At 61.2% G+C, this 23964-nt stretch carries 24 protein-coding genes; 7 read left to right on the forward strand and 17 right to left on the reverse strand.

What is annotated here, in order from left to right:
- Positions 1–437: 437 nt before the first annotated feature.
- The 9 genes from ACA046_RS06460 to ACA046_RS06500 all read right to left on the reverse strand — a co-directional run bounded on the left by ACA046_RS06460 (position 438) and on the right by ACA046_RS06500 (position 10997).
- On the reverse strand, positions 438–1202 hold the full coding sequence (locus tag ACA046_RS06460; RefSeq protein WP_063032874.1) for an ABC transporter ATP-binding protein: 765 nt from the start codon (positions 1200–1202) through the stop codon (positions 438–440).
- 13 nt (positions 1203–1215) lie between these two features.
- On the reverse strand, positions 1216–2334 hold the full coding sequence (locus tag ACA046_RS06465; RefSeq protein ID WP_497676122.1) for a succinylglutamate desuccinylase/aspartoacylase family protein: 1119 nt from the start codon (positions 2332–2334) through the stop codon (positions 1216–1218).
- A gap of 9 nt (positions 2335–2343) precedes the next feature.
- A complete protein-coding gene (locus tag ACA046_RS06470; RefSeq protein ID WP_003209532.1) occupies positions 2344–3054 on the reverse strand; it encodes an ABC transporter permease in 711 nt (236 codons plus the stop codon).
- Positions 3051–3779 (reverse strand): ABC transporter permease, encoded by a 729-nt coding sequence (locus ACA046_RS06475; protein ID WP_459026511.1) that lies wholly within the window; start codon positions 3777–3779, stop codon positions 3051–3053. The genes ACA046_RS06470 and ACA046_RS06475 overlap by 4 nt, the downstream gene beginning before the upstream one ends.
- 57 nt (positions 3780–3836) lie before the next feature.
- Entirely contained in the window at positions 3837–4616 is a 780-nt protein-coding gene (locus ACA046_RS06480) for a transporter substrate-binding domain-containing protein (RefSeq protein ID WP_076016569.1), read from the reverse strand.
- A gap of 329 nt (positions 4617–4945) precedes the next feature.
- Positions 4946–6580, reverse strand: a complete 1635-nt coding sequence (locus tag ACA046_RS06485) for an ATP-dependent DNA ligase (RefSeq protein WP_497676123.1) — start codon at positions 6578–6580, stop codon at positions 4946–4948.
- A complete protein-coding gene (locus ACA046_RS06490; RefSeq protein ID WP_459026515.1) occupies positions 6577–7581 on the reverse strand; it encodes a ligase-associated DNA damage response exonuclease in 1005 nt (334 codons plus the stop codon). The genes ACA046_RS06485 and ACA046_RS06490 overlap by 4 nt, the downstream gene beginning before the upstream one ends.
- A 199-nt stretch (positions 7582–7780) precedes the next feature.
- Complete coding sequence (locus ACA046_RS06495; protein ID WP_497676124.1) at positions 7781–10222, reverse strand: penicillin acylase family protein; 2442 nt, start codon at positions 10220–10222, stop codon at positions 7781–7783.
- A 130-nt stretch (positions 10223–10352) separates the two neighbouring features.
- Complete coding sequence (locus ACA046_RS06500; RefSeq protein WP_497676125.1) at positions 10353–10997, reverse strand: glutathione binding-like protein; 645 nt, start codon at positions 10995–10997, stop codon at positions 10353–10355.
- Positions 10998–11093: 96 nt separating this feature from the next.
- Here ACA046_RS06500 and ACA046_RS06505 point away from each other — a divergent pair, with 96 nt between their 5' ends.
- Entirely contained in the window at positions 11094–11645 is a 552-nt protein-coding gene (locus tag ACA046_RS06505; protein ID WP_459026521.1) for a cysteine hydrolase family protein, read from the forward strand.
- Positions 11646–11760: 115 nt separating this feature from the next.
- Here ACA046_RS06505 and ACA046_RS06510 read toward each other — a convergent pair whose 3' ends face one another.
- The 3 genes from ACA046_RS06510 to ACA046_RS06520 form a co-directional block, all read right to left on the reverse strand.
- The gene (locus ACA046_RS06510) at positions 11761–12549 is read right to left on the reverse strand and encodes an ABC transporter ATP-binding protein (protein WP_497676126.1); all 789 of its coding nucleotides are present in this window, start codon (positions 12547–12549) and stop codon (positions 11761–11763) included.
- A complete protein-coding gene (locus ACA046_RS06515; RefSeq protein WP_459026525.1) occupies positions 12546–13604 on the reverse strand; it encodes a FecCD family ABC transporter permease in 1059 nt (352 codons plus the stop codon). The genes ACA046_RS06510 and ACA046_RS06515 overlap by 4 nt, the downstream gene beginning before the upstream one ends.
- Positions 13605–13768: 164 nt before the next feature.
- On the reverse strand, positions 13769–14884 hold the full coding sequence (locus ACA046_RS06520; protein WP_497676127.1) for an ABC transporter substrate-binding protein: 1116 nt from the start codon (positions 14882–14884) through the stop codon (positions 13769–13771).
- 213 nt (positions 14885–15097) lie between these two features.
- On the opposite strand from ACA046_RS06520, the gene ACA046_RS06525 reads away from it, so the two are divergent.
- Both ACA046_RS06525 and ACA046_RS06530 read left to right on the forward strand, forming a co-directional pair.
- Positions 15098–15808, forward strand: a complete 711-nt coding sequence (locus tag ACA046_RS06525; RefSeq protein ID WP_017479384.1) for a response regulator — start codon at positions 15098–15100, stop codon at positions 15806–15808.
- Complete coding sequence (locus ACA046_RS06530) at positions 15805–17190, forward strand: ATP-binding protein (RefSeq protein ID WP_497676128.1); 1386 nt, start codon at positions 15805–15807, stop codon at positions 17188–17190. The genes ACA046_RS06525 and ACA046_RS06530 overlap by 4 nt, the downstream gene beginning before the upstream one ends.
- Before the next feature lie 146 nt (positions 17191–17336).
- Here the strand turns inward: ACA046_RS06530 and ACA046_RS06535 are convergent, their stop codons facing one another.
- The 4 genes from ACA046_RS06535 to ACA046_RS06550 form a co-directional block, all read right to left on the reverse strand.
- Entirely contained in the window at positions 17337–17537 is a 201-nt protein-coding gene (locus ACA046_RS06535; protein WP_003213695.1) for an SEC-C metal-binding domain-containing protein, read from the reverse strand.
- Complete coding sequence (locus ACA046_RS06540) at positions 17534–18034, reverse strand: LEA/WHy family protein (RefSeq protein WP_497676129.1); 501 nt, start codon at positions 18032–18034, stop codon at positions 17534–17536. The genes ACA046_RS06535 and ACA046_RS06540 overlap by 4 nt, the downstream gene beginning before the upstream one ends.
- Positions 18035–18095: 61 nt before the next feature.
- Positions 18096–18566 (reverse strand): YchJ family protein, encoded by a 471-nt coding sequence (locus ACA046_RS06545; RefSeq protein ID WP_076016582.1) that lies wholly within the window; start codon positions 18564–18566, stop codon positions 18096–18098.
- 4 nt (positions 18567–18570) lie between these two features.
- Positions 18571–19068, reverse strand: coding sequence for a DUF6231 family protein (locus tag ACA046_RS06550; RefSeq protein WP_076016583.1), 498 nt, complete (start codon positions 19066–19068; stop codon positions 18571–18573).
- A 180-nt stretch (positions 19069–19248) separates the two neighbouring features.
- Between ACA046_RS06550 and ACA046_RS06555 the strand changes: the two genes are divergently transcribed.
- The 3 genes from ACA046_RS06555 to ACA046_RS06565 all read left to right on the forward strand — a co-directional run bounded on the left by ACA046_RS06555 (position 19249) and on the right by ACA046_RS06565 (position 21117).
- Positions 19249–19944 (forward strand): PA1041 family peptidoglycan-binding anchor lipoprotein, encoded by a 696-nt coding sequence (locus tag ACA046_RS06555; protein ID WP_497676130.1) that lies wholly within the window; start codon positions 19249–19251, stop codon positions 19942–19944.
- 128 nt (positions 19945–20072) lie between these two features.
- Entirely contained in the window at positions 20073–20366 is a 294-nt protein-coding gene (locus tag ACA046_RS06560) for a DUF1145 domain-containing protein (protein WP_258344038.1), read from the forward strand.
- Complete coding sequence (locus ACA046_RS06565; protein ID WP_497676131.1) at positions 20359–21117, forward strand: collagen-like protein; 759 nt, start codon at positions 20359–20361, stop codon at positions 21115–21117. The genes ACA046_RS06560 and ACA046_RS06565 overlap by 8 nt, the downstream gene beginning before the upstream one ends.
- Positions 21118–21236: 119 nt before the next feature.
- Here the strand turns inward: ACA046_RS06565 and ACA046_RS06570 are convergent, their stop codons facing one another.
- Positions 21237–21701: a CopD family protein gene (locus ACA046_RS06570; RefSeq protein WP_497676132.1), complete on the reverse strand. Its 465-nt coding sequence runs from the start codon at positions 21699–21701 to the stop codon at positions 21237–21239.
- A gap of 99 nt (positions 21702–21800) precedes the next feature.
- Here ACA046_RS06570 and dinG point away from each other — a divergent pair, with 99 nt between their 5' ends.
- Positions 21801–23945, forward strand: a complete 2145-nt coding sequence (dinG, locus tag ACA046_RS06575) for an ATP-dependent DNA helicase DinG (protein ID WP_076016588.1) — start codon at positions 21801–21803, stop codon at positions 23943–23945.
- Positions 23946–23964 lie beyond the last annotated feature (19 nt).

The raw sequence follows: 23964 nt of genomic DNA on the forward strand, positions 1-23964 counted from the left end.
ATGCCAGCGTCATCGTTAACGACCTTCGCGAGCAAGCCCGCTCCCACATTTGGACCGTGCCCGCTTTAGCTTCTGATCTTGCTGTTGCTGTTGCTGTTGCTTCACCACACTCAAGCCGGCCTGTAGGCCGCTGTGCTGTTGATCTGCTTTTGATCTTGATCTTAGGCGCCCCGTCAACCACGCTGGCCGAACGTAGGCAGTACGGAGCGGGTAAACCGGCAGGACGCCGGTTTAGCCGCGACGGGGCAGGGACGCCCCGTCGCGGCGGCCCGCTTCGTGCTGCCGGAGTGCGGGCACACCGAGCCTAGGCGAGGTGCCGAGTGGTGGGGCAAGAGCCTTTTGGTTACTTTTGGGCTCTTTTCAAAAGTGACCCGCTGTAAGAGCGGAACCATAAGTGGTCGTTACAAAAACAATGGATATGCCCCCACCCCGACCGGCTACTTCAAATTCCCACTCAAAAACTGCTGCAACCGTTCGCTCTTCGGATTACCCAGCACATCCTCCGGCGCACCCTGTTCCTCCACCAACCCCTTGTGCAAAAACAGCACCTGGCTCGACACCTTGCGGGCAAAGCTCATCTCATGGGTCACCATGATCATCGTCCGACCTTCCTCAGCCAAACCCTGGATCACCTTCAACACCTCACCCACCAACTCCGGATCCAGCGCCGAAGTCGGCTCGTCAAACAGCATCACCTCCGGCTCCATCGCCAACGCCCGGGCAATCGCCACCCGCTGTTGCTGGCCCCCCGACAAAAACGCCGGATACTGATCCGCCACCCGCGCCGGCAACCCAACCTTGTCCAGATACCGACGAGCACGGTCCTCGGCGTCCTTCTTGCTGCAACCCAACACCCGGCGCGGAGCCATGGTGATGTTCTCCAGCACACTCATATGGCTCCACAAGTTGAAATGCTGAAACACCATCGCCAACCGCGTACGCAGGCGCTGCAACTCAGCATCATCCGCCACACGCATCCCATGGCGGTCACTGACCATCCGAATCTGCTGACCATCCAGCGTCATCGCGCCATCATTGGGCTGTTCAAGAAAGTTGATGCAACGCAAAAAGGTGCTTTTGCCCGAGCCGCTGGCGCCGATCAAACTGATCACATCACCGGTCTTGGCCTTGAGCGAGACACCTTTGAGCACCTCATTGTCGCCATAGCTTTTATGCAGGCCTTCAACGGTCAATTTGTACATGGGGCGTGCATCCTCAAGGCGAAAGTAGGTAGCCGCTGCGATAGGCTTCAGTGCCTGCGACATGGGCGATGACCATCCCGGCAGTGGCCATGCGCCGCAGCGAACGGGCGTAAAGCAGGCCGGCATTGCGGCAATGCACTGGCGTTACGCGGTCAGAAATAGGGTCGATGATTTCGGCGATCAGCTGCCCGGCCTCCAGGTATTCCCCGGGCAGGGCGCCGAACACCAGCAAGCCTCCCACGGGCGTGGCCACCGGCTCGACGCCCGCCAGGGGGGTGGCGGGGTAGGGCAGCGCCGGCAACGGTGCGGGCTCGCCGCTGATCGCGCCAAAATGAATCAGATAATCGATGATCGCCTGGCAGTCGAGGCTGGCCAGTCCGTGGTTGACGTCGCCCTGGCCGCGCAACTCGACGGTGACGGAAAAGCTGCCCATCGGGATCGGGAAGCGCTCGCCAAAGCGTTGCTGCAATTGCCACCACACCAGCGTGAAACACTCATCGAACGACTGCCCACCGGAGTCGGTAGCCAACAGGCTGGCTTCCGAACCGATATAACGCGCCAACGGCTCCACCCGGTGCCACGCTTCGGGGGTGGTGTACAGGTGCGCCACGGCTTCGAAGTCGCAGTGCAAGTCCAGCACCATGTCGGCATCGCAGGCCAGGCGTTGCAGCACCAGGCGCTGGGATTCCAGTTGCGTGACGGGTGTTTGCGCCGCCAGGGCCAGGGTCAGGGCGTCGCGAATCAGTTCGACGTTGTGCTGTGGATCATCCCCCAGCAGTTCTTCGACCTGATTGCCGACGTCGTCGCTCAGGTCGACAAACAGGCGATTGAAGTTCTGCCCGCTTTCCAGCTCGTAGCGGCCCAGGGGGATGTCCATCAACACCTGTTCCAGGCCGGTCGGGTTGGCGATGGGCACCAGCACGATCTCGCTGCGCACGCGGCCGGCCGCTGCCAGCTCCGCCAGGCGCACTTTCAAGTGCCAGGCCACCAGCATGCCCGGCAACTCGTCAGCGTGCAGCGACGACTGGATGTAGACCTTGCCTTCAGCCTGCTCCGGCCCGAAGTGGAAGCTGTGGATCTGCCGCGCCGTGCCCGGCACCGGCGCCACGAGTGGGTGAATCTGATGACGCATGAAGGCTCCTTAGTGGCTGGGGCCGAGAAAGGCCAGCCAGCGACGCTCCGCCAGACGAAACAGACCGACCAGGGCAAAGGTCACGGTCAGGTAGATCAGCGCAGCGATACCGAATGATTGAAAGGTCATGTAGGTGGCCGAGTTGGCGTCCCGGGCGACTTTCAGGATATCCGGGATCGTCGCGGTGAAGGCCACCGTCGTCGAGTGCAGCATCAGGATCACTTCATTACTGTAGTACGGCAGCGAGCGGCGCAGGGCCGACGGCATGATCACGTAGGCATATAGTTTCCAGCCGCTCAGGCCGTAGGCTTTTGCCGCTTCGACTTCGCCGTGGGCCATGCTGCGGATCGCCCCGGCAAAAATCTCCGTGGTGTAGGCGCAGGTGTTGAGGGCGAAGGCGAGGATGGTGCAGTTCATCGCATCGCGAAAAAATGCGTCCAGTACCGGTTGTGCACGAACCGCCGCGATGCTGTAGATCCCGGTGTAGCAAATCAGCAATTGGATATACAGCGGCGTGCCGCGAAACAGGTAGGTGTAGAACTGCACCGGCCAGCGCACCCAGCGATTGCGCGACACCCGGGCGATGGACAGCGGGATCGACACCAGGAAGCCGATGAAGATCGAGGCACTGAGCAGCCACATGGTCATGGCCAGGCCGGTGATGTGCTGGCCGTCGCTATAAAGGAAGGGGCGCCAGTATTGTTGAATAAGTTCGATCATCGCACTGCCTCCCGGGAGCCTGCGGAGTAGCGCCGTTCCAGGTAGCGCAGGACGAAGTTGGACGCGCTGGTGATCAACAGGTAGATCAGCGCGGCGATCACCAGGAAGTAGAACAGTTGATAGGTGCTCTTGCCGGCATCCTGAGCCGCCTTGACCAGGTCCGCCAGGCCGATGATCGACACCAGGGCCGTGGCCTTGAGCATCACCATCCAGTTATTGCCGATGCCCGGCAGGGCGAAGCGCATCATTTGCGGGAAGGTCACGAAGCGAAACCGCTGCCCGCGCGTGAGCCCGTAGGCCGTGGCGGCCTCCAATTGGCCGCGGGGCACGGCGAGGATCGCGCCGCGAAAGGTCTCGGTGAAATACGCACCGTAGATAAAGCCCAGGGTGATAACCCCGGCGCTGAATGGGTCGATCTCGATGTAGTCCCATTCCATAAAGTCGGTAAAGCCGGTCAGCCACATTTGCAGGCTGTAGAAAATCAGCAGCATCAGCACCAGGTCGGGCACGCCGCGAATCAAGGTGGTGTAGATCTGTGCGGGAACCCGCACGAACGCCAGGCTGGACAGTTTGGCAGTGGCGCCGAGCAAGCCCAGCAACACGCTGACGGCCAGGGAAAACACCGACAACTTGACGGTCATCCAGGTGCCTTGCAGCAACAGCGGGCCGAAACCCTTCAAGCTAAAGGCACTGAGCCCCAGGGTTTGCAAAAGATCTTCGAACATAAATCAGGACCTATGGCGATAAAAAAGCGCCCCTCCAGAGGAAGGGCGCCCCAGGCATTATTTGCCGCTGTACAGGTTCAGATCGCCAAAGTGTTTCTTCTGGATGGTGGCGTAGGTGCCATCATCGTGTAACGCTTTGATACCTTTATCCAACAAGGCCTTGAGGTCTTTGTTACCTTTTTTGATACCGACCGCAGTTTTGGACGGCAGCAGTGGATCGTCGATGGCCTTGCTGACTTCATAACCAGCGCCGGCTGGCGACTTCAAAAAGCCCAGTTCGGCTTGCAGCATGTCCTGTACGGAAGCGTCCAGACGGCCGGACGTCAGGTCGGCGTACACCTGGTCCTGGTTGGCGTAGGCCTTGGTGGTTACACCGGCCTTGTCCAGTACGGCCTTGGCGTAGGCTTCCTGGATGGTGCCTTGCTCATAGCCAACGCTTTTGCCCTTGAGGGACTCAGGCGTGGAGAAGTTCGCGCCCTTTTTGAACACCAGCGAAGTCGGGCCGGAGAACAGCTCGTTGGAGAAGTCGATTGCCTTTTCACGGGCTGTGGTGACCGTCATCGACGAAATCACGCCATCAAACTTGTTGGCGTTGAGGCCTGGAATCATGCCGTCGAAATCACTTTCGACCCACTTGCACTTGACCTTCAGCTCGGCACAGATGGCATTGCCCAAGTCGATATCGAAGCCCACCAGGCTGCCATCAGCGGCTTTTGATTCAAACGGCGCGTAGGACGGATCGACACCAAAACGCAATTCCTTGTATTCCTTGGCCAGCGCGGAACCGGCGGCCATGCACAGAGCCAGTGCAGAAAGGGTCAGCAATGCTTTTTTCATTATGTAATCCCTGGAAACCAAGATAAGCGCTTGTGGCGCGGTTAGGACTGTTACTGAACGGTGTCAGACCTGACTCAAGTAGCAATTTCTGCACCATAGTTCCGAATGGTCGTTTTAAAAGGTGAGATTAAGGAGTTGCGTCGGTAGGAAATGCCCGAAAATGGGCGCTGGTGGTTATGTGCACTATTTTAAGGCGCATGAAGATTTCAAACGTGGGAGCGGGCTTGCTCGCGAAGGCGGTGGGTCAGCAAATACATCGGTCGAATGAACCACCGTATTCGCGAGCAAGCCCGCTCCCACATTGATCGGTGGTGTTCGTGAGAGGCGTGTCAGGTCAGTAAATCCTGCAAGGTCGCCAGGTTGTCTGCGTCCTCGACGGACTTGTCCTGGCGCCAGCGCAACATCCTCGGGAAACGCACGGCAATTCCGCTCTTGTGCCGCTTGGACAGGGCGATGCCCTCAAAGCCCAACTCAAACACCATGCTGGGCGTCACGCTGCTCACCGGGCCGAATTTCTCCAAGGTGGTCTTGCGGATGATTCCGTCGACCTTGCGCATTTCTTCATCGGTCAGCCCCGAATACGCCTTGGCGAATGGCACCAGCGTGCGTTCGCTGCCGGGCGGTCCGTCCCATACGGCGAAGGTGTAGTCGCTGTACAGGCTGGCGCGCCGGCCATGGCCGCGCTGGGCATAGATCAGCACGGCATCGACACTGAACGGGTCGACTTTCCATTTCCACCACACGCCCATGTCCTTGGTGCGGCCCACGCCGTAGAGGCCATCCCGGGCCTTGAGCATCATGCCTTCCACGCCCAGGCTGCGGGAGGCTTCACGTTGTTCCGCCAAGGCCTGCCAGCTGTCGCCGGTCAGCAGAGGCGACGCCCGCAACGTGGGCTGGTCGCAGTCGCTGATCACCTGTTCCAGTTGTGCCCGACGCTCGGCCTGGGTGTGGTTGCGCCAGTCGTCGCCCTGGTGTTCCAGCAGGTCATAGGCCAGTACCGCGACGGGGGCGTCTTCGAGGATTTTCTTGCTCAGGGTTTTGCGGCCGATGCGCTGTTGCAGCAGGGCGAAGGGTTGCACCGCGCCCTTCCACACCACAATTTCGCCGTCGATCACCGTGCCATCCGGCAGGCTGTTTTCCAGCTCATGGAGTTCCGGAAAGCGGTCGGTGACCAGTTCTTCGCCCCGGGACCAGATCCACAAGCGGCCTTCGCGCTTGACCAGCTGTGCGCGGATGCCGTCCCACTTCCATTCCACTTGCCAGTCAGCGGGGGCGCCGAGCAAGGCATCGAATTGCTCCACCGGTTGTGCCAGGCCATGGGCGAGAAAAAACGGATAAGGCTGCCCGCCGCGTTGTGCATGCTCGTCGGACGATTCGGCGGCAATCAGTTTCAAATAGCCTTCGGCGGTCGGACGGTTGGACAGGTCGGTGTAACCCACCAGGCGCTGAGCCACGCGTTTGCTGTCGAGCCCGGCCATGGCGGCCAGGGCGCGGGTGACGAGCAACTTCGATACGCCAACCCGGAAGCTGCCGGTGATCAGCTTGATGCACAGCATCAGGCTCGGTTGATCGAGTTGTGCCCACAGGGCGGGCAGGCGTTCGGCCAACTCTTCTGGCGGCAGGCCGCGCAAGGGCAGAAGCTTTTCTTCGAGCCACACAGCCAAACCGTCGTCGGAGGTGTGGGGCGATTCCGGTAACAGCAGGGAAATGGTTTCCGCCAGGTCGCCTACTGATTGATAACTCTCTTCGAACAACCACGGTTCAATACCGGCGGCTTCGGTGGCCATGTCCCGCAGCAACCGTGTGGGCACCAGTTGTCGCGGGCGGCCACCGGATAAAAAGTACACCGCCCATGCTGCATCTTCCGCTGGCGCTTGTAGGAAGTAAGCCTGCAAGGCCGCGAGTTTGGCATTGCTGGAAGTGGTTGCGTCGAGGTTGGCGTACAGCTCGGCGAAGGCCTTCATGACGTGGCTTCCTCTTCGTCATCGCCGTATTCGGTGGTGAACCCTTGCGCGTCGAGGCCCTTTTCCCGCAGGTGTCGGACCAATACGCCCACAGAACCGTGGGTGACCATCACTCGCTCAGCGCCGGTTTGCTCGATGGCCCACAACAGCCCGGGCCAATCGGCGTGGTCCGAGAGCACAAAGCCGCGATCCACTCCGCGCCGCCGGCGGGTGCCGCGCAGGCGCATCCAGCCGCTGGCGAAAGCATCGCTGTAGTCGCCGAAGCGGCGTATCCAGGTGCTGCCGCCGGCCGAGGGCGGGGCGATGATCAGGGCCTGGCGCAACAAAGGGTCGGTCTTTTTGAAGTCACCGGCGTAGAGGGTTTCGGGGATATAGATGCCCGCTTCGCGGTACACCCGGTTCAGGGGTTCGACCGCGCCATGACTGAGGATCGGGCCGATGCTGGCGTCGATGCCGTGGAGAATCCGCTGAGCCTTGCCGAAGGAATAACAGAACAGCACGCTGGCCTTGCCGGCCGCGATATTCGCCTGCCACCAGTCGTTGATCCCGGCAAAAATCTGCGCCTGGGGCTGCCAGCGGTAGATCGGCAGGCCGAAGGTCGATTCGGTGATAAACGTATGGCAGCGCACCGGTTCAAACGGCGCGCAGGTGCCGTCGGGCTCGACTTTGTAGTCGCCGGAGGCGACCCAGACTTCACCCTGGTATTCCAGGCGCACTTGGGCGGAGCCGAGTACATGGCCGGCGGGATGGAAGCTCAAAGTGACGCCGTGATGTCGCAGTGTTTCGCCGTAGGCCAGGGTTTGCAGGTTGATGTCTTGGCCCAGACGCGAGCGCAGGATGCCTTCGCCGGGGGCGGCGGCCAGGTAGTGTTGGTTGCCGGTGCGGGCGTGATCGCCGTGGGCATGGGTAATGACCGAGCGTTCAACCGGGCGCCAAGGGTCGATGTAGAAATCCCCAGCGGGGCAGTAGAGGCCTTCGGGCCGGGCGATAACAAGGTCCATGGGCGTGCCGTGGAGGTGGGCTTGTTAATTATGAGGCGGGGGCGGGTGTAGAAGTTCTATCGGAATGCACGCAATCAAATGTGGGAGCGGGCTTGCTCGCGAATGCGGTGTGTCAGTCAATATATCTGGTGACTGATCCACCGCATTCGCGAGCAAGCCCGCTCCCACAGTTTGATTCGGTTTTGTCAGGTATATCGGGTTACTTGCCCGGTACCAACGTCAACCGCGTCTTCCCATACACCCCGTCAAAGTTCTGCGGCTGCATCGGGAAGCTCAGGTATTGCGCCTTCAGCCACGGGTCGATGCCATTGGCATAGTTCGGGCTGGCCGGGTTGCCGGATTGGCCGATGCCGCTTTGGCCCATCATGGGTTCCACCTGGCCGAAGTCGACAATCATCCGCAGCGCCGGCACCTGGGTCGTGTCGAAACTCTGGCCCCAGCTATATGGTGCGCTGTTCAGCGTGTTGTGATCGCCGCCCGCTGCCAGTGGGCCGCGAATGTTCTGGCCGCTGGTGTTTTTCCAGGTGTAGCTGTGCAATTTGCCCCACTGCCAGGCCTTGTGATCGGCGCCCAGTGCGCTATCGCCTGCGGTCATTGCGGCGGCCAGGCTGCGGGCCAGGATCGCCGGCTTGTCGGTTTTCTGCCCGGTGCGCGCATCATTCCAGAACGGGCTGTCTTCGCGCCCCAGCAGGTGGTCGGCCACCGCCGAGTACGACAGGTTGGCGTTGCCGATAAAGGCTTTCCAGGGGGCGCTGTTTTCCGGACCGAGTTCGTCGAGGAAAATTTGCTTGGCGCTTTCCTGCAGGAACAGTTCATAAATCGCTGCGTCGGCAGAGGTGGAGACGAGACGGCCATCGAACGCCATCAGGCGACCCAGGGCTTCCCGCGCCTTGGTCTGGTCTGCCGCCGGCAATCCATCGATCGACTGTTTCAGCGGCTGGGCCATGCCCGGCGCCTGGAACATGCTCTTGAGCTTGGCGGCAAACGTGGTGGTCTGGTCGTACTGCATGGCGATCATGCTGCGGCTGTCATGCTTGCCACTGCCGGCCAGCTGCGCGATACGTTCGGCACGTTCCGGCGCGGCCCAGGAGTTGGACAACTGCATGCCGTAGCCGCGCGGAATGGTGCGCTGGTTGGCGGTGCCGATCCAGCCTTGGGCCGGGTCCTGATCGTAAGGGTGCAGCATCGCGTCGGCGTAGCCATCCCAGTCGAAACGCCCGTCCCAGCCCGGCGACGGCACCAGGCCTTCGCCTTCACGGCGGTTCGGGAAGCGCCCGGTCACTTGCCAGCCGATGCTGCTGGCATCGGCGAACACCATGTTCAAGGCAATTGCGCGAATTTCCCGGGTGGCGTCAGACGCTTTACCGGCGGTTTGCGCGCGGGACAGGTCGAAGAACGCGTCCAGGCTCTTGTCGTCCTTGAAATCGGCGGTCTGCAAGGCCAGGCCGTAGCCGCTGCTCAGCGACTGGGCACTATTGAGCAGTGGCCCGTGGCGGGTTTCATACACGGCTTCACGAATCGGCCGCTGGCCCTTGGCGAAGTAGGTTTCGTTGCGCACGATGGCCGGCAGCCATTTGCCGTTGTTCTCGTAGTACAGCGCGTTGCCCTGGCGCTTGACCTTCTCCAGGAACACATCCTGGGTGTCGCCCGAGACCTGGCTCATGCTCCACGCCACCTTGCCGTTGAAGCCGGAAAGCAGGGTTGGCAGGCCAGCGATCGAAACGCCGGCGGCTTGGTATTTCGGCGAGCGGATCTGCACGTAGTTCCACAGCGACGGGGCCTGCATCGAGGTCGACAGGTCATTGGCCAAAAGGCTTTTGTTGCTGCGGCTGCGCTGCGGGCCGATCGCCCAGTTGCTGGAGCTGGAAGTGCCCAAGGTGTTCAAGGTGCCGAGGTGTTCGCTGAGACTGGTCAACGCGGCGAGGCCCGGGATCTGGCTCAGGTTGATGCCCTTGAGCTTGTCGGACTCGGCCACCGGCAACGGTTCATCCGGGTAGCTGGGGGTCAGCCAGGCGAGTTTGTCGGCGCCGACTTTCTGCGCCAGCACCAACGAGGACAACTCTTCCTGCAAGTTGGTCGACTCGCTGAAATTCAGCAGGCAGAACAGCAGCGCCGAATCTTCCGGCTTCCAGTATTCAGGCTTGTAGCCGGTCTGGGCCAGATCTGGCGGCAGCTTGTCGCGGTAGCGGAACAGGTAGGCGTTGACCCCGCGCGCATACACCTCAAAGAAGCGCTTGAGGCGCGGCGACGAGGCGTTGTACAGCTCGCCGGCACTCTTGCGCAGGTTGACCGCCCGCATGAATCGGTCGACATCCAGCACTTGCGGCCCGGACATTTCCGCCAGGCGGCCCTGGGCCAACAGGCGCAGGGTGACCATCTGGGTGATGCGGTCGCTGGCGTGCACATAGCCCAGGGTGAACAACGCATCGTGGAAGGTGCTGCTTTCAATCAGCGGGATGCCCTGGCTGTTGCGGCGTACGGAAACATTCTGCGCCAGGCCCTTGATGGGCTGCACGCCGGAAACCGGAGGCAGGGTGTCCTGGGTGCTTTGTAACTGGCAACCGGCCAGGCCCAAGGCACTGGCAATGGCCGCGGCAACGCCGAACCGGGGAAGAAAATGTGAGAGGGCTGGCGAGGCCATGGCAAAGCTCCTGCGGGGGGTAGCGTCAGTAAAGGCGCTACGTTAGTGAGCGCGGCGAAACGACGCAAGCGGGAGGCGATGCTTATTTTCAGGGGACCTTCCCACACAAGGTGTAGGAAGGTGGCGTCACTCAGGATTTCGGCGGATTGACCTTCTGCACCAGCTCATAAGCACGCACCGTCGCCGGGCGTTGCTTGATGTGGTTGAACCAGCGTTCTACATGTGGGAAGTCTTCCAGCTTCTGGCTCTGCCACTTGTGGGAAACGATCCACGGGTAGATCGCCATGTCGGCAATGCTGTACTCATCGCCGGCCACGAACTTGCGGTCGGCCAGGCGCCGGTCCAGCACGCCATACAGACGGGCGGTCTCATCCACATAGCGTTTGATCGCGTAGGGAATCTTCTCTGGGGCGAACTGGCTGAAGTGGTGATTCTGCCCGGCCATCGGTCCCAATCCACCCATTTGCCAGAACAGCCACTGCAATGCTTCCTGACGACCGCGCAGGTCCTGGGGAATGAACTTGCCGGTTTTTTCCGCGAGGTACAGCAGGATTGCGCCGGATTCGAACAGGGAAATCGGCGCGCCGCCGTCGGTCGGGTTCTGATCGACGATGGCCGGGATGCGGTTATTGGGGGCGATTTTCAGGAAGTCAGGCTTGAACTGCTCGCCCTGACCAATGTTGATCGGGTGCACCTCGTAAGGCAGACCGGCTTCTTCCAGGAACAACGACACTTTGTGACCGTTGGGGGTGGTCCAGTAATACAGGTCGATCATGAAGCTCTCCAAGGGTGGTGATGCTTGAGCGAATGCCTGTAGGTATAGGTGATGTTAGGGTGACGAAAATTCAATGAAACATTTGGGTCTATCGATATGGAAATTCGTGCGGGCGCAGCGTTGGTTTTGATTGATCAGCAAAAAGGCATTCATCATCCCAAGCTGGGGCGGCGTAATAATCCGCACGCCGAGGCGCGCATGCTGGCGTTACTGGGGCATTGGCGGCACGAAGGTTGGCCGGTGATTCATGTGCAGCATTTGTCCCATTCGCCGGAGTCGGTGTTCTGGCCGGAGCAGTCGGGGGTGGAATTTCAGGAGGCGTTTGTGCCCCAAGCGGATGAGCAACTGATCCAGAAGCGGGTGCCGGATGCGTTTTGTGGGACGGGGCTGGAAGCGAGTTTGCGTGACGCCGGGATTCGGCAAGTGGTGCTGGTGGGCGTGGCCACCCATAACTCGGTGGAGGCCACGGCCCGCAGTGCCGGCAACCTGGGGTTTGAGACGTGGGTTATCGAAGATGCCTGCTACACCTTCGACAAGGCGGACTTCTTTGGACAGATGCATTCGGCGGAGGCGGTGCATGCGATGTCGTTGGGCAACCTCCACGGCGAGTACGCCACCGTCATCTCTTCAGAAACCCTCCTCCCGTAGCAGCTGTCGAGCCTCAGCGAGGCTGCGTCGGGCGCGATTCGGTGCAGTGCCAGGCCTGATAGCTGCGGTGCGGCCAACGCAGCCTCGCTGAGGCTCGACAGCTGCTACCGGGGGGTCAGGCTACGGCGCCGTCCACCAACACCTGCAACGTCTGCTGCGAACACCGCTCAATGCGGACCTGCACGCCATAGACTTCGGCAAACAGCGCCGCATCCAGCACTTCGTCCGCCGGGCCACAGGCATGCAACCGGCCTTGTCGCAGCACCGCGATATGGTCGGCATAACGCGCGGCGAGGTTGATGTCGTGCAGCACCACCACGGCGATCAGGTTGTGTTCCCGTACCAGGCCGCGCACGCAGTCCATGACTTTTAACTGGTAGCTCAAATCCAGCGCACTGGTGGGCTCATCCAGCAGCATCACCTGTGGTCGGCGCGCAATCAGTTGCGCCAGGCTGACCAGTTGCCGCTGACCGCCGGATAACGTGCTCAATAGCTGATCCGCCAGATGAGCGATGCCAATCCTTTGCAGCGCATCAAAGGCCTCGCGCATGCATGCGTCGCTTGAAAGCGGGATGCCATCGACATTCGCCACTCGCAACGCCACGATTACGCTTTCCATCACGCTCAGGCTCAACCCTGGTGGCAGGTTTTGCGGCATGTAGGTCACGCGTCGGGCACGCTCGCCGACGGACATTTTCGTCAGGTCCAGGTCACCCAATCTGACAACGCCCTGCATCTTTTCCAGCCCGGCCACCGCTCGCAGCAACGTTGACTTGCCCGCACCGTTCGGTCCGATCAACGCGGTCAAACTGCCGTAGGCCAAGGGCGGCAAACTCAGGTCATGCACAATCTGGCGCCGGCCATAACTGACGTGGGCGTTCTGAATCGACAATCCCGTACTCATAACTGCCTCCCGCGCTTGAACACCAGCAACACGAAAATCGGCACGCCCACCAGTGCGGTGACGATGCCCACCGGCACGATCACGCCGGGCATGATCAGCTTGCTGGCGATGGACGACAGTGACAGCAGCAAAGCACCGACAAGCGCGCTGGCCGGCAGCAGGAAGCGTTGGTCTTCACCCACCAGGATCCGCGCGATATGCGGACCTACCAGCCCGATAAATCCGATGGTTCCCACAAACGCCACGGCGGTGGCCGACAGCAGGCTGATGCGCAGCAACGAGAAAAACCGCAGGCGTTTCACGTCGACACCAAAGCTCTGTGCGCGGTCTTCGCCCATGCGCAGCAAGGTCAGGCGCGGGGCAGCAGCGAAGGAGAAGGGCATGACCACCGCGACCACCAACGCGAGGATGCCGAGCTTGTCCCAGTTGGCCCGGGTCACGCTGCCCAGGGTCCAGAACACCAGTTGTTGCAGCACGTCCTCGGTGGCGACCAGTTGCAACAGCGCGACCACCGCGTTGCAACTGAACACCAGGGCAATCCCGAACAGCACCAGGCTTTCCACCCCGGCGCCCCGCAGACGTGACATGGCTTGCAGCAAAAAGACCGAGGCGGCGGCGAACACAAACGCCGAGATGGAAATCGCCGTATTGGCCGACACCCACAGCGTTGTCACTGGAAACACAATCACCAGGGACGCGCCCAACGCCGCCGCCGAGGAAACCCCCAGGGTGAACGGACTGGCCAGCGGATTGTTGAGGATCGCCTGCATCTCGGCGCCCGCCAGCGACAGCGCGCAGCCGACCAATACCGCCATCAAGGCGTAGGGCAGGCGTACGTTCCAGATAATCACCTGGTCGGTAGCGCTCAGGTGGGCCGGGTGCAATAAGCCATCGAGCAAGGCGCCAAGGCCCATGCCCGAGGGGCCGCTGGCCAGGTCCACGAGGATCGCGCAAATCAGCGCGCCACCCAGCAGGGCCAGCAGCCAGCAACGACGCGCGAGCAGGCGGCGATAGCCTTGGCTGGCGGTGGCGAGGTCGAGGGTTTGAGTGGTCATTGGATTACACAATCTCGAAAACGATGGAGATCAAAATGTGGGAGCGGCGGTGCGACGATTCGACTTGCTCGCGAATGCGGTGTATCAGTCGACATATTCGCTGACGGGTACACCGCATTCGCGAGCAAGCCCGCTCCCACACTTACCGTGTTCCTACAGGAGGATTACTTGGGTTTGCCATCAATCCAGTAAGCACCCTGCAACGGCATGCCGAGGAACTGCTGGTTCATCGCTTCCATGGTCGCCTTCGGATCCAGCTTCGCGAACAACTCCGGATGCACCCACTTGGCCAACGCTTCAATCGCCAGGAGGTTGTACGGCGAGTTGTAGAAGTCATGCCACAAGCCGTGGGAATTGCCCTCACGAATCGCCCGAAGGTTCACAAACTCAGGGCGGGCCAGCACGGCGTCAAACGCGCCACGTGCGTCTTCGTCGCTCACGCCAGCACCCAGAATCAACCCCGGCTTGTGATTGCCGGTGGCCACATACACATCCGGGTCAGCCTTCAGCGCGTACTCGACACTGATGTCCCCCAGCGCTCCCGGCACCACGTCGGCGGCGATGTTGCGGCCGCCCACCAGCTTGATCACTTCGCCCATGCCGCTCTTGCCGGTGGTGTGGCCGGGTGCCTGCCAGGCGCCAGCCAGCAATTCCAGGAACACGCTCGGACGCGGGCCGGCCGGCAAGGTGGCGACGGCGTCTGTGATCACCTTGATGTGCTGGTCATAAAAGTCGAGGAACGCCTTGGCCTGGGTTTCCCGGCCGAGAGCCTGGCCCAAGGCGGTCATGCTGGCGTGGGTGCCTTGCACCGGGTTGATGCGGAAGTCGACGAACAACACCGCGATCCCTGCCTTGGCCAACACGTCCGCCACCGGGCTGTGTTCGGTCGGCCCGTGGCCGGAAATGCTGAACACGGCGAGGTCCGGTTTCAGCGAGAGGATTTCTTCGGCGCTGACGCTTTGTTCCGACGCCTGACCAATCAGCGGGATGTCCTTCACCGTCGGAAATTTCGCCAGGTAGGCGTTGTAGGTGTGGGCGTCGAGCAGCTTCAGATCATTCTGCCAGCCCACAATTCGTTGGAACGGCGCGTCTTTGTCCAGCAACGCAAAGGCCGAAATCAAGCGGCCTTCGCCGAGTACCACGCGTTGCACGTGATCCGGCACGTCGACCTTGCGGCCCAGCACGTCGGTGACTTCATGGGCGGCGGCCGTTTCGGCGTGGCCAAGGATCAGCACGACAAACAGCGCGCCCAGCGTGAGGAAGTTGCGGGGTTTCAGCATGGCGGGAACTCCAGGTGAAGGCTGTTCTTGAGTTAAATTACAATTAATCTCATTTAGATTCGGTAGTCTAAAGACCGATACCGGCCGCCACGCCGTGGCTTTGTAATGGGGATGCGCGATTACCGCTTCCCACAACATTCCATTACATTTGCGCGTACTCCTGGCTGACGTTTCGGCTATCTCCTGCCTTTCGAGTTTCGGACGAGTTGCCCCATGGCCAAGCAAGACCATCTGCTGATCGTTGATGACGACCCGCAAATCCGCCAGTTGTTGTGCGATTACCTGAGTGATGCCGGCTTCCAGGTGTCCACTGCCGGCGACGGCAAGGAAATGCGCCGCCGCCTCGCGCTGAATGTCATCGACCTGATCGTGCTCGACGTGATGCTGCCCGGCGAAGACGGCCTGAGCCTGTGCCGCGAACTGCGAGTCAGCTCCAACACGCCGGTGATCATGCTCACCGCCAAGGGCACGCTGATTGACCGGATCGTCGGCCTGGAAATCGGCGCCGATGATTATTTGCCCAAGCCATTCGACCCACGGGAGCTGCTGGTGCGGATCAAGGTGGTGCTGCGTCGGGTGCAGAGTTTTCCAGACCGGGCGCGGCTGGACGAGGCGCCAAGCATCAGCTTCGCTGGCTGGCAACTGGACACCCGGGCGCGGCAATTGCTCTCGCCGGAAGGCGTGGTGGTCAGCCTCGGCAACTCCGATTACCGCGTGCTGCGCCTGTTGTTGCAGCATCCCAACCGGCCACTGAGCCGCGACTTTTTGCTTAACCATGTGTTCGACAAGGACAGCACGCCGTTCGACCGCTCGATTGATGTGTGCGTCAGCCGCCTGCGTTCGCAATTGCCGGCCGGGTTGATCAAGACCGTGCGCAACGAGGGCTACATGCTCACCGCCGACGACGTGGCACTGCAATCGTGAAACTGCTGCCGCGTTCGCTGTTTGGCCGGCTGGTGCTGATTCTGGTCAGCGGCATGCTCGCGGCCCAGGCCCTGACCAGCAGCATCTGGTACGACATGCGCCACGGCCAGGTCCTGGAAATCCCCAGTCGGCTGATCGCCACGCGGCTGGCGGACGTGGTACGGCTGGTGCACAGCGATCCGGCGCAGGCTGATGGGCTGATCAAGCTGCTCGATACGCCGCGCTTTCACCTGACCCTGAGTGATCACGCCAGTGAGGTGACAAGCAGCATCAGCGACAGCGACCAGGCCACCGAACGCTTGCTGAATACAGTGCTGTCGGAGAAAACCGGCTACACGCAGAACCTGCATCTGTTGAGTCTCAAGTTGCTGGATGCCGAGGGCCAACACGCCGGGCTGTCGACCTTGCTCGGTTCCAAGCCAGTGGTGGGGCAGTTCCTGATTGACCTGAGTTTGCCGGACGGGCGCTGGCTGCAGGTGCAGGCCACCGAGGAACAGGGCTGGACCAGCACCTCGCCGATGGACCTGTTGTTCGACTACGTGATGCGCATTTATCTGCTGCGGGTGCTGGTGCTGGTGATCATTGCCTTGGTGGCGGTTCGTTTAGCCATTCGCCCGCTCAATGCCCTGGCCAAGGCTGCCGAAGCGTTGGGCCGGGACATTCAACGGCCGCCGCTGGCCGTCGATGGGCCCACCGAAGTACGCCGCGCCGCCCAGGCGTTCAACGCCATGCAACAGCGGCTGATCGCCAATATCGCCGAACGTACGCGCTTCCTTGCGGCGATTTCCCACGACCTGCGTTCACCCATCACACGCCTGCGGTTGCGTACGGAAATGCTTGACGACAATCGCACCAAGGAGCGTTTTCGCAGCGACCTGGAAGAAATGGAGCACATGGTTTCCAGCACGCTGGATTTTGTCAGCAGCGGCGAAATCAACGAGAAGCGCCAGAACATCGACATCAACGCCTTGCTGCAGAGCTTGCAGGCGGATCTGCAGGATGTGGGTGAGACGGTCACGATAGAAGGGCGGGCCAAGCAGCCACTGCCGGGGTATGCCCGCAGTCTCAAGCGGTGCGTGCAGAACCTGCTGGAGAACGCGGTGCGGTATGGCAGCGAGGTGGTGGTGCGGGTTGAGGACAGGGCGGACAGCTTGAAGGTTGTCGTCATCGACCGTGGGCCGGGGATTCCCCAGGAACAGCTGGATCAGGTGATGGAGCCGTTTTACCGGGTGGAAGGCTCACGTAATGTGGAAACCGGCGGGTACGGACTGGGGCTGAGCATCGCGCACACGATTGCCAGTGCCCATGACGGGCAGTTGAGCTTGAGCAATCGGGAAGGTGGGGGATTGCAGGTGGTGTTGCAGTTTCAGCGCAAATCCTAGCCTAGAAATGCAGGCTAAATGTGGGAGCGGGCTTGCTCGCGAAAGCGGTGTATCAGTAACAGATAGGTTGACTGACACTGCGCTTTCGCGAGCAAGCCCGCTCCCACATTTGGATGTGCAGTGTTTCGAGAGTCGGGTTTCTTAACTCAGGCTCCGTGGCACTTCTTGAATTTCTTTTCGCTGCCGCACGGGCAAGGATCGTTACGACCCACGTCCTTCAAAGTATTGCGCACCGGCTCCTGGTGAGCGTGGCCGCAGTTCGGGCCGTGGACATGGCCGTGGTCGTGATCATGGTGATCGTGATCGTGGTTGCAGTCAGGACCATGGACATGGGGTTGCTGAGTCATCGATGTCGCTCCGGAATAAAATCGCCGGGGATTATCTCGCCATTGCGCATCACCTGCACGTCGTTCCCGATAAATAAACCGGTTTTCAACTCGCCTTCAAGGCGATAGGGCACGGGGTCGCGCGGGTTTTTCAGCATATCGACCACATCGCGGATTTGTGGCCACAGGTTAGTGCGCACCGATACCCGGAAAAAAGCGTGGCTGTGGGGCGGTACGGTCAGCCACTCGTTGGACTCGCCTTCGCTCAGCACCATCGTGCCGAGGCTGACCTTGTAAACCAGGCCGCGCACGGTCAGGTCGTTGTCATCGCGGTTATCCACACGGAAATACAGCTTGAACTTCTGCTCCAGCAACTTGACTCGCACGGGGTCGACCTTGACCAGCCGCACCTCGGGGGCGGGCGCGTCGTCGGCGAACCACGACGCGCAGCCGGAGAGCCCTAGCATCAATGCCAGCAGAAGGCTGTAAGTCCTGAATACCCGTGCCTGAGAAACCATGCCGTTACTCCGTGTGAAGAGTCAGCATAGCAAGCGAGAGCCTGCCGGGTATCAATGAATGTCAGAGGTAGCTGGCGCAGCACTTCTTGAATTTCTGCCCGCTGCCGCATAAGCAGGCGTCATTGCGCCCAGCCTTAACGTCCACCGTCGGGTCGATAAAGTACCAGTGCTCATTGTTCTGTACGAAAGAGGAACGCTCCCGGTGGCTGTGTTCGCCAGTGCTGTCATGCCAGCGGGCGGTAAAAGTCACGAAGGCATGTTCCGGCTGGCCGCCAAACACCTCGGAGCTTTCCACCGCAAGGCCCAGCCAGGTGCTTTGGGCGCTCCAGGCGCCGATGGCGGCCGTGTCCAGCCCGGCTTGTTGCGCAGGCACGGTGGTTGCTACCAGGTAGTCCACCAGGCCCAGCACATAGGCGCTGTAGCGCGAACGCATCAACGCTTCGGCGCAGGGGGCCGGGTGGCCTGCGTGATAATGACCGCAGCAGGCATCCAGCAGGTTGCCACTGCCGCAGGGGCAAATGGATGTACTCATCGGGTTACCACCAATACTTTCCAAAGTTTTGCGGGTTGGCCCAGAAGCGGGCGTTCAGCCAATCCGGCACCTGTTTATAGTCAAGCAGATCATAGGTAAACAGCGTCAAAACCTGATCGTCGCGCTGGAAGCGTTCGCTGGCTTGCAGGGCCAGGGAAAAGAAGTCGGTGTCTTTCCAGTGGCAGGCGGCCAGGTCCACCAGCACCGCAATGCGGCTGGCATTGAGGTTACGAATGCCCCCCAGCAGGGTCAGGCCCGCAGGTTTTGACAGGTGCTCCAGGCAATCGACCACCAGCGCGAGGTCAAAACGCTGGGCCGCGAGCTCGGCGGGCAAGGGGCCGGGCTCGGCGAAGGACACCACGGTATCCGGGTGTGCTTGCTTAAAGGCGTCCAGCGCCGGGAACTGGCTGGCGCCCAATAACAGCAGGCGTTTGGGCGCGTGAAGATCAAGCAGCGCGGCGAGCGCTTGCTGGGGTGTACGGGAAGAAATACCGGCAGTCATCGAAGATCCTCACATCAGGACCGTAGAGACTAGCCTGCCTGAGCGTGCGGGCCTAGAGCGGGCGGCGAGAATAAACCGCCCGGCCCAATGAATACTGGGGTGTGGCACGCTGGCGCAGATGAAAAGAGCCGTCTTTACTCCACCCGTCGGCCCCCGCCGATCCCCTCAGGAGAAAGTCAGATGAGCATCATGCGGACAGCTCTACCCTTGGTTCTGCTAACCGGAGTATTGACAGGTTGCGCAGGCTTGCAAAAAACCGACTGGCCCACCTGCGCCGCGGTCGGCGGCGTGACCGGCGCGGCTATTGGTGCAACCCAAAGCTCTTCCTATGCGGGCTACGGCGCGTTGTTGATCGGCGGCATGGCCGGCGCCTATTGCTGGGTGCATGGCGATGGTGATGAAGACGGCGACGGCGTACCGGACAGCCGCGACAAGTGCCCTGGCACGCCAAAAGGCGTGCAAGTCGACGCCAATGGCTGCCCTCCGGTGCCGGTAGCGGTAGTTCAAGAAGAGGTGGTGGTGGTCAAGGAAGAAACCATTGTGATTCGTGACGTGCACTTTGAGTTCGACTCCGCCAGGCTGACGGCCGCCGACAAAACCAAACTCGACACCATTGTCACCCGCCTGAAACAAGAAGCCCCAAGTGCGCAACTGCGCGTCAGCGGGCATACCGACAGCGTCGGTAAAGATGCCTACAACCAGAAACTCTCTGAACGACGCGCTCATTCGGTAACCGACTACTTGGTCAGTTCCGGAATACCGCGCAGCAGCTTTGTCTCGGTGACCGGCGCCGGCGAAAGCCTTCCGGTGGCCGATAACAAAACCGCTGACGGCCGCGCGCTAAACCGCCGCGTGGAAATTCAGATCAACCGCTGACCAACCCTCACGGCCCCTGTGGAATCCACAGGGGCCCCTTCATCAATTTTTTAATCCTTCACTGGCACAACGCCTGTAGAAGTCGTTACTGTGCGCCCAAAGAATAATGTGCAAGGGGAGCGTGCGGGATGAAGGTGTTTTGGGGGCTTGGGAAGTTTTTGACGTTGTTGTTCTGGGTCGTGGTGGTGGTCAATCTGTTCACACCGCTGATCAATCCGTTCCACCTGTTGGTCAATCTGGCCGGCAGCTTATTGTTGTTGACCCATATTCTGGAACTGCTGTTATTCAACGGCAGTGTGAAAACCCGTGCCCATCCCTGGCGTGACCGCTTGCAGATCCTGCTGGTGGGTATGTTCCATGTGCAGAGCTTTTCGACGCCGACACCGACTAATGATGTAAACAAGGAGGCCAATCATGCGTAAGGTTTTTCTGTTGGCCCTGCTGGTCAGCCCCATTGCCCTGGCCCAGAGCGTCAGCGTGGAGACCAACTCGTTGATGCGCCTGCCCAACAGCAGCGGCATTTTGCAGTTGGAGCGACTGGATGTAGCGGATTACGGCACCTTGCTGATTCCCGCCAATATCACCCAGGTGACGGTGGACGAATTGCACCTGGGCCGCGACGCGCGCATCGCCATCGTGCCCGGCAGCACCACCCTGCAATTGCAGGTGCGCCAGGCGCAGCTGGGGCATGGTAGCCAGATCACCTCGCGCGGTGCTCCCGGTACCCATGAACGCCCGGCTAAGGCGGGTCGTGACTTGGTCTTGCGGATTAACTCGCTGACGGCTGATGAACTGTCGGTGGATGCCCGCGGTGGTGCAGGTGCCCAGGGGTATGCCGGGCTGGACGGTGCCAACGGCGAAGACCCGGGCTGCACCTGGGGCTCGGCCGGTCGCGGTTCCAATGGCGATAACGGCGGCGACGGTCTGCCGGGCGCGGCGGGCGCACAGGTCCGTGTGGAGTTGCCGCAGGATTTCCCCGGCGAGAAGATCAAAGTCTGGGTGGACGGCGGTGCCGGCGGTTTGGCAGGCACGGCGGGCAAACCGGGTAAAGGCGGGCAGTCCAAGGGTTGCCTGGTGTACCGCGCGGACGGCGGCGAGAAAGGCCGGGCCGGGTTGGAAGGGCAGCCGGGGCCAGCGGGGCCTGCGGGTGCTGTGACCGTTCAGAGGCTCTGAGGCGACTGGCCTGACGCCTTCGCGAGCAAGCCCGCTCCCACACTTGACCGCATTCCCATAGGGTAAACGCGGTCAAATGTGGGAGCGGGCTTGCTCGCGAAAGCGGTATACGGGGCGCCTTAGAACATCGGCCGTGCCGAAGCAATCGCCACCAGCACCAACCCCACAATCAAGTTAATCCCCACCAATTTACGAATCTGCCCCAACGCCGCAGCCCCGGCCGGCCAATCCTCAGCCGCCACCGCCGTGCGCAGCTCCGGCAACTTCAGTGCCTGAATCCGGATAAACAGCGCGGTCATCACCACATACAACCCCATCATGACCTGCACATAACGCGGCGCGGTCTCAAACCCGCTGAAGCGCAGTTGCAGCAGGCCGACACCGCTGATCGGCAATACCAGCACCGCGACCCACACCCACACGAAAAAACGTTGAAACACATTCATCCAGAGTTTCAGCCGGGCAGGCCCGTCCAGCGCGGCCATGGCGGCGGGGCGCAGGATCATCCAGGCGAAAAACATACCGCCGACCCATATCAGGGCGGCCAGTACATGCAGGGTATAAGCAAGGCTAAACACGGTCATTGGGGTACTCCGTTCTGCGCGGGATTAATTAGCGGGGTATGATAGCGGCCGATCCGAACCACTGAAAATTTATCCAGCGTTTTTTGCGCCCGACTATCCATGATCAGCACTGAACTCAAAACCACGATCCAGGGCGCCTACTCGCGTTTTCTCGAAGCCAAGAGCTTGAAACCGCGGTACGGCCAGCGCCTGATGATCGCCGAAGTTGCCAAGGTCCTCGGGGATATCGACACCGACGACGAAGGCCGGCGCAGTGGCGACCCGGCAGTGGTCGCCGTCGAAGCCGGTACAGGTACCGGCAAAACCGTGGCCTATTGCATTGCGGCGATTCCCACCGCCAAGGCCGCCGGCAAGCGCCTGGTGATTGCCACGGCCACCGTCGCCCTGCAAGAGCAGATTGTCTACAAAGACCTGCCCGACCTGATGCGCAACAGCGGCCTGAATTTCACCTTCGCCCTGGCCAAAGGCCGTGGGCGCTACATGTGCCTGTCCAAGCTCGACGTATTGTTGCAGGAAGGCCACGCGCAAACTGCTACGGCCTCGCTGTTCGAAGAGGAAGGCTTCAAGATCGAAGTCGATGAGGTCAGTCAGAAGCTGTTTACCAGCATGATCGAGAAACTCGCCGGCAATAAATGGGACGGCGATCGCGACAGCTGGCCGAATGCCCTGGAGGACGCCGACTGGGCGCGCCTGACCACCGACCACAGCCAGTGCACCAACCGTCATTGCCCCAACTTCGGCCAGTGCGCCTTCTACAAGGCCCGCGAAGGGATGGGCAAGGTTGACGTTATTGTCACCAACCATGACATGGTCCTCGCCGACCTGGCTCTTGGCGGCGGCGCCGTATTGCCCGACCCGCGTGACACGCTCTACGTGTTCGACGAAGGCCATCACCTGCCCGACAAGGCCATCGGTCACTTTGCCCACTACACGCGCCTGCGTTCCACGGCCGACTGGCTGGAAACCACCGCCAAGAACCTCACCAAGTTGCTTGCCCAGCATCCGTTGCCCGGCGACCTGGGCAAACTGATCGAGCAAGTCCCGGAGCTGGCGCGGGAGATCAAGACCCAGCAGCAATTCATGTTCAGCGCCTGCGAGCAGGTGGCAGACTTCAAGCCCGGCGAAGACGTGGAAGGTCGTGAACGGCCGCGCCATCGCTTCGTCGGTGGGCTGATCCCCGAGCACATGCGGGAAATGGGTATCGAACTGAAGAAGGGCTTTTCACGCCTGACCGACCTGTTCACCCGCCTCACCGATTTGCTCAAGGAAGGCATGGATGGCGAGGTCAACATCGGCATCGCCAGCAACCAGGCCGAAGAATGGTACCCGCTGTTTGGCAGCCTGCTGTCCCGCGCCCAGGGCAACTGGGAGTTGTGGACCGCGTTTACTGTCGAAGACCCGGAAGACAACCCGCCTATGGCCCGTTGGCTGACCTTGTCGGAAAGCGGTGCGTTGTTTGATATCGAGGTCAATGCCAGCCCGATCCTGGCCGCAGAAATGCTCCGACGTAACCTGTGGAATGTGGCCTACGGCACCTTGGTCACCTCGGCTACGCTGACGGCCCTGGGCACCTTCGACCGCTTCCGCATGCGCGCCGGCTTGCCGAAAAAGGCCGTCACCGCCGTGGTGCCGAGCCCGTTCCATCACGCCGACGCCGGTGTGTTGCGGGTGCCGGACCTCAAGGCCGACCCACGGGATGCGCCGGCCCATACGGCGGCGATCATTCGTGACCTGCCGTCGTTGGTGGAAGGTTCACGGGGCACGCTGGTGCTGTTCTCGTCCCGCAAACAGATGCAGGACGTGTTCGACGGCCTCGACCGTGACTGGCGCAAGCAGGTGTTTATCCAGGGCAACCTGTCGAAACAGGAAACCCTGAACAAGCACAAGGCGCGGGTGGATGGCGGCGATTCCAGCGTGCTGTTCGGCCTGGCGAGTTTCGCCGAGGGTGTGGATTTGCCTGGCGCCTACTGCGAGCACGTGGTGATCGCCAAGATCCCGTTCTCGGTGCCGGATGATCCGGTGGAGGCCGCACTGGCCGAATGGATCGAGGCCCGGGGCGGAAATCCGTTCATGGAAATCTCGGTGCCGGACGCCTCCTTGAAGCTGGTCCAGGCCTGCGGGCGCCTGCTGCGTACCGAAGAAGACCGCGGCACCATCACTTTGCTTGACCGGCGTCTGGTCACCCAGCGCTACGGTAAAGCTATCCTGAATGCTTTGCCGCCGTTTCGGCGGGAAATTTCTTAAGACCCTGTGGGCGAATTCG

The organism is Pseudomonas sp. LBUM1641 (genome assembly GCF_059716235.1).